The organism is Pseudomonas sp. Pseusp16 (assembly GCF_047324915.1).
Classification (GTDB): Bacteria; Pseudomonadota; Gammaproteobacteria; order Pseudomonadales; family Pseudomonadaceae; genus Aquipseudomonas; species Aquipseudomonas fluorescens_CD.
The window spans coordinates 469,071-486,248 of the sequence record NZ_CP168522.1; the positions used below are offsets into that span (position 1 = coordinate 469,071).

The 17,178-nt window shown below is 62.3% G+C and carries 4 protein-coding genes and 2 pseudogenes; 1 reads left to right on the forward strand and 5 read right to left on the reverse strand.

Annotation, left to right across the window (positions count from 1 at the left end):
* Positions 1-189 precede the first annotated feature (189 nt).
* Genes ACEN8Q_RS02030 through ACEN8Q_RS02040 form a run of 3 tightly spaced genes read right to left on the reverse strand, consistent with a single transcriptional unit; the run spans position 190 to position 4,603 of the window.
* Positions 190-1,518 carry a TolC family outer membrane protein gene (locus ACEN8Q_RS02030; RefSeq protein ID WP_413427011.1) on the reverse strand — a complete coding sequence of 443 codons (1,329 nt, stop codon included), beginning with the start codon at positions 1,516-1,518 and terminating at the stop codon, positions 190-192.
* Between the two features lies 1 nt (position 1,519).
* On the reverse strand, positions 1,520-2,860 hold the full coding sequence (locus tag ACEN8Q_RS02035) for an HlyD family type I secretion periplasmic adaptor subunit (protein WP_413427009.1): 1,341 nt from the start codon (positions 2,858-2,860) through the stop codon (positions 1,520-1,522).
* Positions 2,861-2,866: 6 nt separating this feature from the next.
* On the reverse strand, positions 2,867-4,603 hold the full coding sequence (locus tag ACEN8Q_RS02040; protein WP_413427007.1) for a type I secretion system permease/ATPase: 1,737 nt from the start codon (positions 4,601-4,603) through the stop codon (positions 2,867-2,869).
* A gap of 674 nt (positions 4,604-5,277) precedes the next feature.
* Between ACEN8Q_RS02040 and ACEN8Q_RS02045 the strand changes: the two genes are divergently transcribed.
* Positions 5,278-15,828: a peroxidase family protein gene (locus tag ACEN8Q_RS02045; RefSeq protein ID WP_413704414.1), complete on the forward strand. Its 10,551-nt coding sequence runs from the start codon at positions 5,278-5,280 to the stop codon at positions 15,826-15,828.
* Positions 15,829-16,119: 291 nt separating this feature from the next.
* Here the strand turns inward: ACEN8Q_RS02045 and ACEN8Q_RS02050 are convergent.
* Together ACEN8Q_RS02050 and ACEN8Q_RS02055 are read right to left on the reverse strand one after the other, a co-directional pair.
* Positions 16,120-16,481: pseudogene (locus ACEN8Q_RS02050) on the reverse strand (DDE-type integrase/transposase/recombinase); the annotation flags it as partial.
* Positions 16,464-17,137: pseudogene (locus ACEN8Q_RS02055) on the reverse strand (type I secretion system permease/ATPase); the annotation flags it as partial. The pseudogenes ACEN8Q_RS02050 and ACEN8Q_RS02055, both read right to left, overlap by 18 nt.
* Positions 17,138-17,178 lie beyond the last annotated feature (41 nt).

Below are 17,178 nucleotides of genomic sequence, written 5' to 3' on the forward strand. Positions count from 1 at the left end.
GCATAAAGGGAATCAAGGGCTTGGTGGGCAAATTTCAACGTTGGCGGTTTTTTCGCTGGCGGCTGCCTTTCTGCGCCGGGATCCAGCAACGAACCAATGGGTCAAACGAGAGGTGCATTGACTGGGGGGAGGCCATAAGAGGGGAGGCCGGTCAGCCATCACTTTGCTTGACCGGCTGGCTGGCAAGCGTCATTTGGTGACCAGCAGTTCCGGGCCGAGGTAGTCGTTGATCTGGTTGATATCGTCGTCGCCCAGGCTGCCCACCGAGGAGGCCAGGCGCAGGCGTGACATCAAATAGCGTATCTTGGCTTCGAACAGATCGTGGCGCGCAACGAAGAGCAGCTCTTCGGCATTGAGGACGTCCGAGTTGGTGCTGGTGCCGCCCTCTTTGAAGCCTTTGCGTGACGATGCCAGTGAGCGTTCGTTGGACTCCACTGCCTTCTCCAGCGCGCGAATGCGTTTGGCGCCGCTCAGAATGCCCTGATACTCACGAGTGGTTTCGGTGATGACTTCCTGTCGCGCGGCGTCGAGTTCGTCCATGGCCTTGTCGCTATTGGCACTGGCCTGGCGTGTCAACGCGCTGACGCCGCCACCGCTGTACAGTGGGATATTGACTTCCAGCCCGATCGAGCCGTAGTGGTTGCGTTGATTCAACTCGGAGAGTGACTGGCTCTCACCCGCGGTGTAGCCGGCAATGAAATCCAGTGTTGGCCAGTGGCCAGCCCTGGCACGATTCACTTCTTCTGCTGCGAGGTCGCTGCTATAACGGCGCGCATGGATCAGCGGGCTATCGGTCTGGGCTTTGACCAACCAGTCCTGCAGGTTGCTCGGTAGCAGCGGTGGTGTATCGAAGCTCGGGCGCAAGGTGGTCAGTGACTCGGGGGGTTCGCCGATATATTCCTCAAGCTTGCGGCGCGCGTTGATCAGGTTGTCTTGTGCTTCGATCAGCTCGGCGTCAGCGAGGTCGCGGCGAGCGGCCGACTCGTCGATGTCGGTGACGGTGCCGGCCCCCAGCTCCATACGCCGCTTCGCCGAAGCGAGTTGCTCTTCGAAGGCGGTCAGCTTGGACTTGGCCAGGACGATGGTTTCGCTGGCCAGGAGCACATCGAAATAGCTTTCGGACAAGCGCACCGCGGCGTCCTGGGTCTTGGCATCGAACACCGCGTTGCTGTAGTCGGCACGCTGCTGACCCTGGCGGTACTCGGCCATCTTCTGTTTGTTGAACAGCGGTTGGCGCAGGCGCACGTTGGCGCCCTTGGAGTCGTAATGGAGATCTCTGTCGATGCCGCTCTGGCTTTGGGAGCCATTGACCTTGTTGTGGTAGCCCGAGGCATTGATCTGCGGTAGCAGGCCGGCCTTGCCGATGGCGCGGTTTTCCTCGCCGGCCTGTTTTTCATGCACGGAGGCTTGGTAGATAGGGCCCTGGAACTGCAACAGATCCCAGGCTTGCTTGAGGTCCATGGCGTTGGCCGGCAGGGCCAACCCCAGCAGGCAGAAGAGCAGGCAACGACGTTCCATCTCATTGTTCCTTGAATGAGCTGTCCACACGATCAAGCATTGGTTTAAGAAGATAGCTGATCATGTTGCGTTCGCCTGTCTTTATGGTGACGCTGGCGGGCATGCCGGGGCGAATGTGATTGCTGCCAAGCAGACCCATGCCATCGGGCGTGACCTCCACCTGAGCCAGATAGAACGGTTGCTTGCTTTCCTCGTCCATCAGGCGGTCGGCGGAGATGGTCTTCACGCGGCCGGGGATGTTTGGCGTCCTGGCATGGTTGAAGGCCGGGAAGGAAATGTCCACGGGCAGGCCGGGGACCATCTTGTCGATGGCCTGCACGGGAATCATCGCGTCGACCTGCAGCGGCTCGTTGACCGGAACGATTTCCATGATCTTGAAGCCCGGTTGAATGATCCCGCCGACAGTGGCAATGCTCAGGGCCTGGACCATGCCATCGATGGGCGAGCGAATCACCGTGTGGGTCACTTCATAGTCGAGCGCGCGCAAGCGGTCGGCCAGGGTGGTGTTTTCCTTGGCGGTTTCAGTCAGCTGTGATTCGACTTCCTTCAGGTAGTCGTGCTGGCGCTGCAGGATGCGCAGCTTGATTTCGGTGGTCTGGCTACGCACGCGGGCGATGTTGTTGAGGTTCTCGGCCTGACCGGCGGAGAGCTCGGCATTGCTGCGTTCCAGCTCAAGCAGGCGGTTGCGCGGCACATAGCCTTCGGCCGTCAGCACGCGGGTGCCTTGCAGTTCCTGGTTGAGGAAGCTGATCTGCGAGGCGCGGGCGCTATAGACCTGCTGCAGGCCCTTGAGCTGCACTGCCGACGCTGCCAGGTTCTCCTGCAGGATGCTGATTTCGCCAGCAAGACCGACGCGCCGGGTGTCCAGCAGGCGCTGTTGCAGGTCCATGGCGGCTTCCAGGCGGTGGTCACCTTTGAAACGCTGGAGCAAATCGGGGTCGAAGTTCACCACGTCGCGGCCGTCACGTTCCGCTTCCAGGCGGTTTTCCACGGTCTTGCTGACGATGTACTGGGCGCTGACTGCCCCCTGTTCAGAAGCGGCACGCAACGAGTCGAGGCGGACCACCTCCTGACCTTTTGTCACCAGATCGCCTTCGCGAACGAGAATGGCCTCCACGGTACCACCGCTGAGGTGCTGTACGGCCTTGCGATTGCTGGTGACTTTGACCGTGCCTGTGGCTACCACGCCGGCATCCAGAGGCGCCAGCCAGGACCACAGGAGGAATCCGCCGAAGCCGGCGAGCACCAGCCACACGCCCCACCGTGCGGGCTTACCGACATCCAGATCTACCACGCTCTTGGTATCGGCTTTGATCATCTCGGTGTGTTGGCTCATTTGCATGATCGGTCACTCCCGTGCTTTGACGGAGGCTAGCGGGGTCGACGCGCCTGCAGGCATCACACTGGCCTTGCGCAGCGCTGCGAATACTTCATCGCGCGTACCGAGCATCTGCACGCCGCCGTCGCGCAGCATCAGCACCTTATCGACGGCGCAGAGTACGTTGGGACGGTGGGAAATCAGAATGACGGTGGCGCCACGGTCCTTCAGTTCGGCCAGCGCATCGACCAGGGCCTTTTCGCCGACGTCGTCAAGGTTGGCGTTCGGCTCATCCAGCACGATCAGATTGGGCTCGCCATACAACGCGCGGGCCAAGGCGATGCGCTGCTTCTGGCCACCGGAAAGCGGGCTGCCATCGGTGCCCAGACGGGTGTCATAACCCTGAGGAAAACGCAGGATCATCTCGTGCACGCCAGTGGTCTTGGCGGCGCGGATGACCGCTTCGCTGTCCACTTCGCCAAAGCGCGCAATATTGTCGGCGATGTTGCCCTCGAACAGCTCCACGTCCTGTGGCAGGTAGCCGAGCCATGGACCAAGTTCGCCCTTGTTCCAGGTGAATATGTCCGCGCCGTCCAGGCGCACTTTGCCGGCCTGCGCTGGCCAGACGCCAACCAGCAGGCGGGCGAGGGTGGATTTGCCCGAGGCGGACGGACCGATGATGCCAAGGCTTTCGCCGGGGACAAGGCTGAAGCCCACCCCACGCAGAATCGTGTTGTTGGTACCGGGGGCACCGGCATACACATTCTCCACCGCCAGCATGCCCTGCGGCCGCTGCAGCGACATGCTCGGTGGCCGGCGCGGATAGTCGTGCAGCATCTCGTTGAGCCGGCCCCAGGCCGAGCGGCAGCCGAGCAGTTGCTTCCACGACGCGATGACCTGTTCCACCGGGCCCAGTGCGCGGCCGGTGAGGATCGAGCAGGCAATCATCATCCCCGGGGTGATCTTGCCTTCGATTGCCAGCAGCGCGCCGGCGCCGAGGATCAGCGACTGCAACGTGATCCGCACGAAGCGTCCGGTGCTGCTGATCAGGGCGGCGCGGTCGGAGGCCATGGTCTGCATTTCCAGAATGCGCAGATGGCTCAGGTACCAACGCTTGCTGATCGACGGCAGCATGCCCATGGCCTCGATGACTTCGGCATTGCGCAGGTTGTTGTTGGCGTATTGGGCGGAGGAGAGGGCGGCCTGGTTGGCTTCGGCCAGCGGCTTCTGCGTCGCCTTCTCGGTGAGCCAGGCCAGGGCCACCAGAATCAGCGAGCCGATCAGTGTGAGCAGTCCGAGCAGTGGGTGGATCAGGTAGGCGACCAACAGGTAGATCGGCGTCCACGGTGCATCGAAGAAAGCGAAGAGGGAATTGCCGGTGACGAACTGACGAACCTGGGCGAGATCTTGCAACGCCTGGGCCGGATTACCTCCGGCGCGGCTCAGGTTGCGCTCGAATGCAGCAGTGAAAATGCGCCGGTTGAGCTCCATGTCCAGGCAGTTGCCGACCCTGATCAGCACGCGGGTGCGGACCATTTCCAGCGTGGACATCAGCAGGAACAGTCCAACCACCAGGACCGTCAACATCGCCAGCGTCGTGACGTTGCGACTGACCAGGGCTCGATCATAGACCTGCAGCATATAAATAGCTGGCGTCAACATCATGACGTTTATGACGCCGCTGAACCCTGCCAGCGAGTAAAAACTGCGGCGCATGCGAAAGAGCGCGTCGGCCAGTTCGGAACGGATGCTCGACTGCTTGGGCATGTTGGTCCTCCCACTTCGAAATGCCGGTCGCCCTTGTGGCGCAACAGCTAACGGTAAATGTAGTTCCTCAAACAGCTTATGCACACGCAGGCTGGTCGCTCTGTGGATGGCGAGTCTTCCGAAATCGCTGCGTTGCTCCCTTATGCAGCAGCGTAGGTGGCGGTGAAACAATTCGAAATAACATTTCGCTCTATACCTGCGCTCAACCGCCTATATGTCGTTTAAAAACAGCTAGTTGTAAGACTAAAGGACCAGTCGTCTGTTTTAGCGACGTAATATTGACAAAGAATTGCCATGGGACTTTAGTCTTAGTTATCGGGGGGGCCACCCGCCTGAAGCTTGCCATCGCTTTGGCAACGCAAGGCGCGGTGATTCTCCTGAGAGGAGCAGAATCATGTCGCTCATTTCGTGCTTTTTCAGAGGGACAGGGCTGTCCAGGACGTTCGCCTTCACTTCCAGATTCCATGGCCCGCCCATGGCTCGTATCCGCTCTGCCTGATCGACCGGCGAGCAATTCTCTACGCGAATTTCATGCGCGTATCCCGGGTCCGGGGTAACGCCAGATCTCTCGCCAAAAAACATGACTTACAAACTGCGTAAGCCAGCACTTGACTGGGCGCTGGAGGATTTTCTCGTCCCGTGCCTTTGTGCAGACAGATCGAGGGCAATCCAAAATGGCCAATTTCAACAAGTCGGACCTGGAGTTCATTCTCCAGCAGATTTTCATCGCGGAAGCGGATACTGCTGGCCAGTCGCTCGCCAGCCTGATACCGAACCCGGAATTTGCTTTCGGTCTGCGTACAGTCGACGGGACGTTTAACAACCTGAGACTCGGTCAGAGCGAGTTCGGCGCAGCCGACAACATTTTCCCGCGCATGACCACTCCAGTCTTCCGCCCGGCTGAGGCGGGCACCTCTTACACCCAGACCAGCGGCCTGGTGATCGACTCGCAGCCACGCACCATCAGCAACCTGATCGTCGACAATACCGCCAATAACCCCGCGGCGGTCGCGGCCACTTTCGATCCCGGTCTGGATGGTATCCTCGGCACGGTTGACGATGTCTTGAAGGCCGGTGCGCAGGTCATTACTGGAACCCGTACCGATGGCACGACTTTCCAGACCTTTTTCATTCCGAACCAGTCGCCGGACGTGGGTCTGTCCGCGCCGTTCAACCCGTGGATGACCTTCTTCGGTCAGTTCTTCGACCATGGCCTCGATCTGGTGACCAAGGGCGGCAGCGGCACGGTGTTCATCCCGCTGCAGCCGGACGATCCGCTGTTCGTTCCGGGCAGCCCGACCAACTTCATGGTGTTGACGCGGGCCACCAACCTGCCCGGGCCCGATGGCATCCTCGGCACCGCCGACGACATCCACGAGGCTTCAAACACCACCACGCCATTCGTCGATCAGAACCAGACCTACAGCTCGCACCCCTCGCACCAGGTGTTCCTGCGCGCCTATGAACTCGATGCCGCCGGCAAGCCGGTGGCGACCGGCAAGCTGATCACCAATCGTGACCTGGGCGCCGATGGCCTGTTCGGCACTGCCGACGACGTCGAAATCGGCGGCATGGCCACCTGGAAAGTGGTGAAGGCGCAGGCGCGCGACATGCTTGGCATCGATCTCGACGATCTCGACGTCCTCGACCTGCCGCTGCTGGCGACCGATGCGTACGGCAACTTCATTCGGGGGGCGAACGGCTTTGCGCAGATCGTGACCGCGACCGGCCTGGTCGAGGGCAATCCGCTGGCGCCGATCGACGCGTCGCTGGCGATCCGCACCGGTCACCAGTTCCTCATCGACATCGCGCACAATGCCAGCCCGGTGGACAGCCAGACCGGTGCGCCACTGACGGCCGATGCCGACCTCGTTGCCGGCGGCCCGGTTGCCGCAGGCTCCTACGACAACGAGCTGCTCGACGCGCACTACATCGCCGGCGATGGCCGGGTCAACGAGAACATCGGCCTGACCACCGTCCACTCCATCTTCCACTCGGAGCACAACCGGCTGGTCCAGCAGACCAAGGACACGGTCCTCGCCTCAGCGGCCGCCGGCGACCTGACGTTCCTGAACCAGTGGCTGCTGACGCCCGTCACGTCTGTTCCTGCTGATCTGTCGACCTTGAACTGGAACGGTGAGCGCCTGTTCCAGGCGGCGAAATTCGGCACCGAGATGCAGTATCAGCACCTGGTGTTCGAAGAGTTCGCGCGCACCATTCAACCGCAGGTCGATGCCTTCCTTGACTTCGATGACACAATCAATCCGTCGATCGTCGCCGAGTTCGCGCACACGGTCTTTCGCTTCGGCCACTCGATGCTGACCGAGACCATTGACCGGCTCGACCCCAACTTCGTCTCCAGCGAGATCGGCCTGATTCAGGCCTTCCTCAACCCGCTGGCGTTTGCGACCAGCGGCCCGACCCCGGAGCAGGCGGCCGGCGCCATCGTCCGCGGCTTGACGCGCCAGGTCGGCAACGAGATCGATGAGTTCGTCACCGAAGCGGTGCGCAACAACTTGCTGGGCCTGCCGCTCGACCTGCCCGCCCTCAACATCGCGCGCGGCCGTGATACCGGCATTCCGTCCTTGAACGCGGCGCGCCGTGAATTCTACGCCGGCACCGGCGACAGCCAGCTGAAGCCCTACACCAGCTGGGTCGATTTGGTGCAACACCTGAAGCACCCGGAATCGCTGATCAACTTCATCGCCGCCTACGGCACGCACGCCTCCATTACCAGCGCCACCACGCTCGACGCGAAACGCGCAGCGGCCACGCTCCTGGTGTTGGGCGGCGTCGGTGAGCCGGCGGATCGCCTGGACTTCCTCAACAGCACCGGCGTCTATGCCAACCTGGCAAATGGGGCAACCATTACCGGCGTTGATGCCATCGACTTCTGGATCGGCGGCCTGGCCGAGGAAAAAATGCCGTTCGGCGGCATGCTTGGCTCGACCTTCAACTTCGTCTTCGAGGACCAGCTCGAGAAGCTGCAAAACGGCGACCGGCTCTACTACCTGCACCGCACCCAGGGACTCAACTTCCTGAGCGAGCTCGAGAACAACTCGTTCGCCAAGATGGTGATGCTCAACACCGACGCGACCCATCTCCCGGCCCTCATCTTCTCGTCCCCGACCTTTACTCTCGAGGTCGACCCCACCAGGCAGTTCAACCGGAGCGTGATTGCCGGTCCGGACGGCATTGTGGGCACTGTCGACGACCTGCCTGGCAACACCGATCCCACTGGCGGCACCATGATCAACGGGGTCCAGATCACACCGCTTGTCATTCGCGACAACCCCGCGACGGTCGGGCCCGATACCAACTACCTGCAGTACACCGGCGAAGACCATGTCGTGCTCGGCGGCACCGCCGGCAATGACATTCTCGTCTCTGGCGACGGCGACGACACGCTCTGGGGCGACGCCGGTAATGATCGCCTCGAAGGCGGCTACGGCAATGACGAGCTCGAGGGTGGCGATGGCGACGACATCATCACCGACATGGGCGGCGACGACGTCATCCACGGCGAGGCCGGCAACGACGTCATCCACAGCGGCAACGGCACCAATATCGTCCTCGGCGGTGACGGCAACGATTTCATCGTCACCGGCGACGACTTTACGGAGGTCTTCGGCGGCGCCGGCAATGACTTCATGCTCGGCAGCCGGCTGAACGCACAAATGATGGGCGGCGATGGCGACGACTGGATCGAGGTCGGGACCCAGGACGGCGCCCCCGGCGACAATTTCGCCGGTAACCTGCCACTGGCTTTGCTGGCAGAGTTGGTCGCCGGCAACGACGTCTTCAGCGGTGACGGCGGCTTCGATGAAATGATCGGTGAAGGCGGCGATGACATCTTCATCGGCAGTGAGGGCCCGGACAAGATGTTGGGCATGTCCGGTTTCGACTGGGCCACCTACAAGGATGATCATTACGGCGTGACTGTGGACATGAGCCGCATCGCCTTCGAACAATCGGCCCTGTCGCCTTCGGTTGCAGGCGTGCATACCAAGTTCGCCCAGGTGGAAGGTCTGTCTGGGTCGGCGTTCAGCGACATGCTGACCGGCGATGATGCCGACGCGCTCACGATCGCCACTGCCGGCGTCCCAGGCAGCGTGCTCACCAATATTGATCTCGTCAACGGTCTGCGGGCGTTTCTTGGCGCGGCTGCAGCCGGCCCGGACGGTATCCTGGGCACGGCAGACGATCAGTTCGGCGCTGGCAACATTCTCCTCGGCGGTGGTGGCAGCGACATCGTCGAAGGCCGCGGCGGTGACGACCTGATCGACGGCGACATGTGGCTGAATGTGCGCATCAGCGTGCGCCAGAACCTTGACGGAACCGGGCCGGAGATTGCCACCTTCGACAGCATGGAGCCCATGATCCCGTTCATGCTCGATGGCACCTTCAACCCCGGTCAGTTGGTCATCGTCCGCGAGGTACTGACGGATGCCCCCGCCTTTGACACGGTCTTGTTCACTGGCAACCGGCTCGACTATACCGTCACCACTGTGGGCGGCGTGACCACCGTGGCCGACAGCGTCGTCGGGCGCGACGGCACCGACCGCCTGACCAATATCGAGCGGCTGCAGTTCAACGATCAGTCGCTCACCCTGCCAGGCGGGGTCGGGCTCAACAACGACCCGCTGGGCTTGCTGGCCATCCTCGACGCTGCCAGCAACACCCCGGACGCTACGCCGACCACGGGGCAGCTGCTGAGGGTGTCGGCTGCCGGCGTGACCGATGCCGACAACGCCGGCGGTGCCATCACCGGACCGATCGCCTTCTACTGGCAGTTCGAAGCAGTCCCGGGTACGGGCGTCTTTCAGGACATCACCCGTATTGCGGACGGGGGCGCAGCATTGGCGCACATAACCGGGCCGACCTTCAGGGTGACCCCGGATCTCGCCGGGCTGGAATTGCGCGTCAGGGCCGTCTACAAGGATCAAAATGGTGTGCTTGAGACTGCGTTCTCTGCTCCAACCGCAGCGGTCGTAGCCGGCGTTGCTCCGCCACCGGCAGCCCCGCTGCCGGCCGAGACTCCGGTCGCCAGCACGGGTGTGCACTATATCCGGGCCGATCTGCAGTTCATTCTCGACCAGATTCTGATCTCGGAAAGGAATGCTGCCGGTGAGGATCTCCTCAGCATGCTGCCGAATGCACGGGTGCCTTTGGGCCTGCGCACGGTCGACGGGTCGTTCAACAACCTGGTGACGGGTCAGAACGAGTTCGGTGCAGCCGACACGGTCTTCCCGCGACTGGTTCCGGCGCAGTTCGATACGGCGGAAGCGGGAACCTCTTACGCTCAGACCAGCGGCCTGGTGACTGACTCGCAGCCACGGACCATCAGCAATCTGATCGCCGACAACACCGCCAACAACCCGGCAGCGGTCGCGGCCACGTTCGATCCCGGTCCGGATGGCATCCTCGGCACGGTTGACGATGTCTTGAAGGACGGTGCGCAGGTCGTTACTGGAACCCGTACCGACGGCACGACCTTCCAGACCTTTTTCATGCCTAACCAGTCGCCGGACGTGGGTCTGTCCGCGCCGTTCAACCCGTGGATGACCTTCTTCGGTCAGTTCTTCGACCATGGCCTCGATCTGGTGACCAAGGGCGGCAGCGGCACGGTGTTCATCCCGCTGCAGCCGGACGATCCGCTGTTCGTTCCGGGCAGCCCGACCAACTTCATGGTGATGACGCGGGCCACCAACCTGCCAGGGCCTGATGGCATCCTCGGCACCGCCGACGACATCCACGAGGCTTCAAACACCACCACGCCGTTCGTCGACCAGAACCAGACCTATACCTCGCACCCTTCGCACCAGGTGTTCCTGCGCGCCTACGAGTTCAATGCCGCCGGCGATCCGGTGGCGACCGGCAGGCTGATCACCAATCGTGACCTGGGCGCCGATGGCCTGTTCGGCACTGCGGACGACGTCGAAATCGGTGGGATGGCCACCTGGAAAGTGGTGAAGGCGCAGGCGCGCGATCTGCTTGGCATTAATCTTACCGATGCCGACTTCGACAACGTGCCGCTGCTCGCCACCGACGCCTACGGCAATTTCATCAAGGGCCCGAACGGCTTCCCGATGGTCATGATGAGGGGCGCGGATGGTATCGCCGATACCGCCGATGATGTTCTCGTCGAGGGTAATCCTGCTGCGCCGATCAGCCTGGTCAATGCCGTGCGCACCGGCCACCAGTTCCTCATCGATATCGCCCACAACGCCGTTCCGGTGGACAGCCAGACCGGTGCGCCACTGACGGCCGATGCCGACCTCGTTGCCGGCGGACCGGTGGCCGCAGGCTTCTACGACAACGAACTGCTCGACGCGCACTACATCGCCGGTGACGGCCGGGTCAACGAGAACATCGGCCTGACCACCGTCCACGCGATTTTCCACTCGGAGCACAACCGTCTGGTCCAGCACACCAAGGATGTGGCCATCGCCTCCAACGATGTCAACTTCCTGAACCAGTGGCTGATGCCTGATGCCCAATTGTTGGTGTTGCCAACAACCCCGGCTGAGATCGCTGCCCTGCACTGGAACGGAGAGCGCCTGTTCCAGGCGGCGAGATTCGGTACCGAGATGCAGTACCAGCACCTGGTGTTCGAAGAGTTCGCGCGTACCATTCAGCCGAACATCGATCCGTTCCTTGGCGAACACCAGAATTATCAAACCGAGATCGACCCGGCGATCGTCGCCGAGTTCGCGCACGCGGTCTACCGCCTCGGCCACTCGATGCTGACCGAGACTATCGACCGGCTGGACCCCAACTTCGCCTCGAGCGAGATCGGCCTGATTCAGGCCTTCCTCAATCCGCTGGCGTTTGCGGCCAGCGGCCCGACCCCGGAACAGGCGGCCGGTGCCATCGTCCGCGGCTTGACGCGCCAGGTCGGTAACGAGATCGATGAGTTCGTCACCGAAGCGGTGCGCAACAACTTGCTGGGCCTGCCGCTCGACCTGCCCGCCATCAACATCGCGCGCGGCCGGGATACCGGGCTTCCGACCCTGAACGAGGCGCGTCGTGAGTTCTACACCGCGACCGGCGACAGCAACCTGAAGCCCTACATCAGCTGGGCCGATCTGGTGCAACACCTGAAGCACCCGGAATCGCTGATCAACTTCATCGCCGCCTATGGCACGCACGCCTCCATTACCAGCGCCACCACGCTCGACGGGAAGCGCGCAGCGGCCACGCTCCTGGTGTTGGGCGGCGCCGGCGAGCCGGCGGACCGGCTGGACTTCCTCAATAGCACCGGCGCCTTTGCCAACGTAACGCTGGCCGGCAGCGATGGAGTACTGGGTACTGCCGACGACCTGAGGGATGTGACGGTCACGGGCGTCGATGCCATCGACCTCTGGATCGGTGGCCTCGCCGAGGAAAAAATGCCGTTTGGCGGCATGCTCGGCTCGACCTTCAACTTCGTGTTCGAGAACCAGATGGAGAAACTGCAGAACGCCGACCGTTTCTACTACCTGGAACGCAACGCGGGGCTTAACTTCGTCACCGAGTTGGAGAACAACTCGTTCGCGAGACTGGTGATGGCCAACACCGATGCGACCCACCTCCCGGCCGTCATGTTCCTGACCCCGGCCTTTACCCTGGAGGTCGACCCGATCAGGCAGTTCAACGCGAGTGTGATTGCCGGTCCGGACGGCATCGTGGGCACCATCGACGACCTGCCCGGTAATGCCGACCCTGTCGGCGGCATTCTCCTCACGCCGCTGGTCATTCGGGACAACCCTGCGACGGTCGGCCCTGATACCAACTACCTGCAGTACACCGGCGAAGACCATGTGGTGCTCGGTGGCTCGGCCGCCAATGACATTCTCGTTTCTGGCGACGGCGACGACACGCTCTATGGCGACGGTGCCAATGACCGCCTCGAAGGTGGCTACGGCAACGACTTCATCATCGGGGGCGACGGCGACGACATCATCACCGACATGGGTGGCGACGACACCATTCATGGCGGCGACGGCAACGACGTCATCCACAGTGGCAACGGCCTGAATCTGAACCTCGGCGGCTCCGGCAAGGACTTCGTCGTCACCGGTGAGGACTCCTCGGAGGTCTTCGGTGGCGCGGGCGACGACTTCATCATGGGCAGTATTGCCGACGAACAACTGATGGGTAACGAAGGTGACGACTGGATCGAGAGGGGAACCGCCGATGGTGCTCCCGGCGACAATTTCGACCCGAACGGGCTCGACTTGATACGCGGTAACGACATCTTCATCGGCACCGGCGCGCCCGACAGATTCATGGCCGAAGGTGGCGACGACATCATGTACGGCAACGGCGGCGCGGGGGACCGCTACCTGGGTGGCTCCGGTTACGACTGGGCCGGCTTTAAGGACGACCCGTTCGGCGTGTCCGTCGACCTGGGCCTCGCCGACATCGCTATCGCGCCGCCACTGCCGGAGTTGGCGGCAACCGTGGCTCGGTTCCAGCTGGTGGAAGGTCTGACGGGATCGCACTTCAGCGACATCCTGCGTGGCGATGATGCCGATGCCACCGTGATCGCGGCTGCCGGTGCTCAGGGCAGCGTGCTCACCAACTTCGACCTGGTCAGCGGCCTGCGCTCGTTCGTCGGCGCCGCCGGCAACGGGGTGGATGGCATCGCCGGCACGGCCGACGATCAGTTCGGCGCCGGCAACATCGTCCTCGGCGGCGGCGGCAGCGACATCATCGAAGGTGGTGGTGGCGATGACCTGGTCGACGGTGACAAGTGGCTCAACGTACGTATCAGCGTGCGGCAGAACATTGATGGCACAGGTCCGGAGATCGCAACGTTCGACAGCATGGTCCAGCTGGAGCCGCTCATGCTCAACGGCACCTTCAACCCCGGCCAACTCGTTGCCGTCCGTGAGATCCTGACGGATGCGCCTGACCCCCTTAACCCTGGCCATTCCTTCGACACGGCCCTGTACACCGGCCTTCTGGCCGACTACACCGTCACCGAGAACGTCGACGGCACGGTCACCGTGGCCGACAGCGTCGTCGGTCGGGACGGCACTGACAGGCTCAGCAGTATCGAGCGGCTGCAGTTCGCCGATCAGTCGCGGGTCCTGGTGGCGGGCTTGAACGCCGAGCCGGTGGGCTTGCTGAGGATCAGCGATGGCACGCCGGCCGTTGGCCAAGTGTTGACGGTGTTGGCCGATACCGTCAGCGATGCGGACAATGTCGCTAGCGCAGGTGCGATCGCCAGTCCCATCGCCTTCGTATGGCAGGTCGAAACAAACCCGGGCACCGGTATCTTCGACGACATCGGTATTGCGCTCGGAGGCGGACTAGGAACCGCGACCGGTCCGACCTTCACGGTGACCGCGGCTGAGGAGGGACTGCTGCTGCGCGTCCGGGCCGTCTATCAGGACGCCCACGGCGTGCTGGAAAGCGTGTTCTCGGCGCCGACCGCGCCAACTGCGCCGCTCGGCGGCAGCCCCTTCAACGTCCTGCCGGTTGGCACTGTGCTGATCAGCGATACGACCCCGACGGAAGGCTCGGCCTTGACCGCCACGGATGCGTTCACCGACGCCAACGGGACCACAACCTCGGTGATTACCCGTCAGTGGCAGGCGGGGAACGGTGCAATCTTTGCCGACATCGCCGGCGCGACGGGCACGACCTTCACGCCCGGCCAGGCGCAGGTCGGTCAGCAACTGCGTATCGTCGCGAGTTACACCGATGACCTCGGCACACTTGAGCGAGTCACCTCTGCCGCAACGACAGTGGTCGGTGATGTGTTTGTCGGTACCGCCGGGGGCGACATATGGACCGGTACCGCAGGCGACGACGTGGCCAGCGGAGGTGATGGCAATGACCTCCTGAACGGCTTGGGCGGCAACGACATCCTCAATGGTGACGCGGGCAATGACGTGCTCATCGGCGGTGGCGGTACCGACACGATGGCCGGCGGTGCGGGCATCGATATCTACGAAGTCACCGACCTTGGGGACGTGGTGAGCGAGCTCGCCGGTGCCGGCGACGACTCGGTCTGGACCTCGCTGGCGAGCTACACCCTGGGGGCCAACGTCGAGAATCTGTATTTCGGCGGCAGCGGCCACTTTGCGGGCACCGGCAACGCGCTCGCCAACACGCTCGTGGGTGGTGCGGGTAACGACGTCCTCATCGGTGGCGCAGGTGCCGACACGATGGCCGGCGGTGTCGGCAGCGACATCTACGAAGTCACCGACCTTGGGGACGTGGTGAACGAGCTCGCCGATGCCGGCAACGACTCGGTGTGGACCTCGCTGGCGAGCTACACCCTGGGTGCCAACGTCGAAAATCTGTATTTCGGCGGCAGCGGCAACTTTGCGGGCAGCGGCAACGCGCTCAACAACACGATCGTGGGCGGTGCGGGTAACGACGTCCTCAACGGCAGTGGCGGTAACGACGTCATCGTCGGTGGCGCAGGTGCCGACGCGATGGCCGGCGGTGTCGGCAGCGACATCTACGAAGTCACCGACCTTGGGGACGTGGTGACCGAGCTCGCCAGCGCAGACATGGATACGGTCTGGAGCTCGCTTGCGAGCTACACCCTGGGTGCCAACGTCGAGAATCTGTATTTCGGCGGCAGCGGCAACTTTGCGGGCAGCGGCAACGAGCTCAACAACACGATCGTGGGCGGTGCGGGTAACGACGTCCTCACCGGCGGCGCAGGTAACGATGTCATCATCGGTCGTGCCGGTGCTGACACGATGGCCGGCGGTGTCGGCAGCGATATCTACGAAGTCACCGACCCTGGGGACGTGGTGAGCGAGCTTGCCGGTGCCGGCAACGACTCGGTCTGGACCTCGCTCGCCAGCTACACCCTGGGTGCCGATGTCGAGAATCTGTTTTTCGGCGGCAGCGGCAATTTCGTGGGCTCCGGCAACGCGCTCTCCAACATGCTCGTGGGTGGTGCGGGTAACGACATTCTCATCGGCGGTGGCAGTAACGACCTGATGAGTGGCGGCGTCGCCGGCAACGATATTTTCGAGTTTGCTGCCGCGGGTTTCGGCAACGATACGATCCTGAACTTCGGCGCCAATCCGGCCGCAGGGCAGGACTTGCTCAATATCGCGGCACTGGGGATCAACAGCGCCACGTTCGCTGCCAACGTGAGCATAACGGCTGACGGGGCGGACACCGTGGTCGGGATCGGGGTGGACACCATCCGCCTTGTGGGTGTCAGCAGCGTGGCCGTTGATCAGACGGACTTCAATCTGGCCACTTGAGGTCCTGGCCAGTACTGTCGCAGAGAGCGTAGACAGCGGAGGGGAGGGCAATGGATGCCCTCCCTTTCTCTTTCCACTCAATTGCCTCATGAATGCATTCGGTGTGGGAATTCAGGGAGGGCTGAATCGACCAGGCTTTCTGTATTTGCTTCAGGCCTTTTTCGACGGCCACCCGTACCTCCGGTTCGGCGCGCGCAATCTCTCCACCCAAGGCTGGAAGGACACAACCTTCTTCTGGATGAAGGACATGAAAGGTACTTAGGTAGTTGCGTAAGCATTGCCCTGTAGCGGTCAACTAATCCCGGACACGACGTTAAGTTTTTTCTCGGCCTGAGCTGGGGCCAACCCACCGTTGAATTGGAGCGGTCGAATCCAGTTATACCGATGCATCAAATAATGGCCGATGTCTCGGTGCGCTTCTTGGGCCGTCATGTAGCCCATGGTCGGTATCCATTCAGTTTCAGGCTGCGAAACACGCGCTCCATCGGCGCATTATCCCAGCAGTTTCCACGACGGCTCATGCTCTGGCGCAGGCGGTAACGCCAGAGCCGTTGGCGAAACTGACGACTGCCATATTGCGATCACTGATCCGAGTGAAGCAGCAGCCCTTGAGGCCTTCCACGCTGTTCGTAAGGCATGTCCAGCGCCTTGATGACCTCGGCATTGCGCAGGTTGTTGTTGTTGTTGTTGTTGTTGTTGTTGTTGTTGTTGTTGTTGTTGTTGTTGTTGTTGGCATATTGGGCGGAGGAGAGGGCGGCCTGATTGGCTTCGGCCAAGGGCTTCTGCGTCGCCTTTTCCGTGAGATAAGCCAGGGCAACCAGAATCAGCGAGCCGATCAGCGTGAGCAGCCCGAGCAGTGGGTGGATCAGGTAGGCGACCAGCAGGTAGATCGGCGTCCACGGCGCTTCGAAGAAAGCGAACAGGGAATTGCCGGTGACGAACTGACGAGCCTGGGCGGCCTGGGCCGGATTACCTCCGGCGCGGCTCAGGTTGCGCTCGAATGCCGCAGTGAAAATGCGCCGGTTGAGGCCCATGTCCAGGCAGTTGCCGGCCCTGGTCAGCACGCGGGTGCGGACCATTTCCAGCGTGGACATCAGCAGGAACAGACCTGCCACCAGGACAGTCAACATCGCCAGCGTCGTGAGTTGCGACTGACCAGGGCTCGGTCATAGACCTGCAGCATAGAAATAGCTGGCGTCAACATCATGACGCTTATGACGCCTCTGAACCCTGCCAGCGAGTAATAACTGCGGCGCAGGCGAAAGAGCGCGTCGGTCAGTTCGGAACGGATGCTCGACTGCTTGGGCATGTTGGTCCTCCCACTTCGAAAAGCCGGTTGCCCTTGTGGCG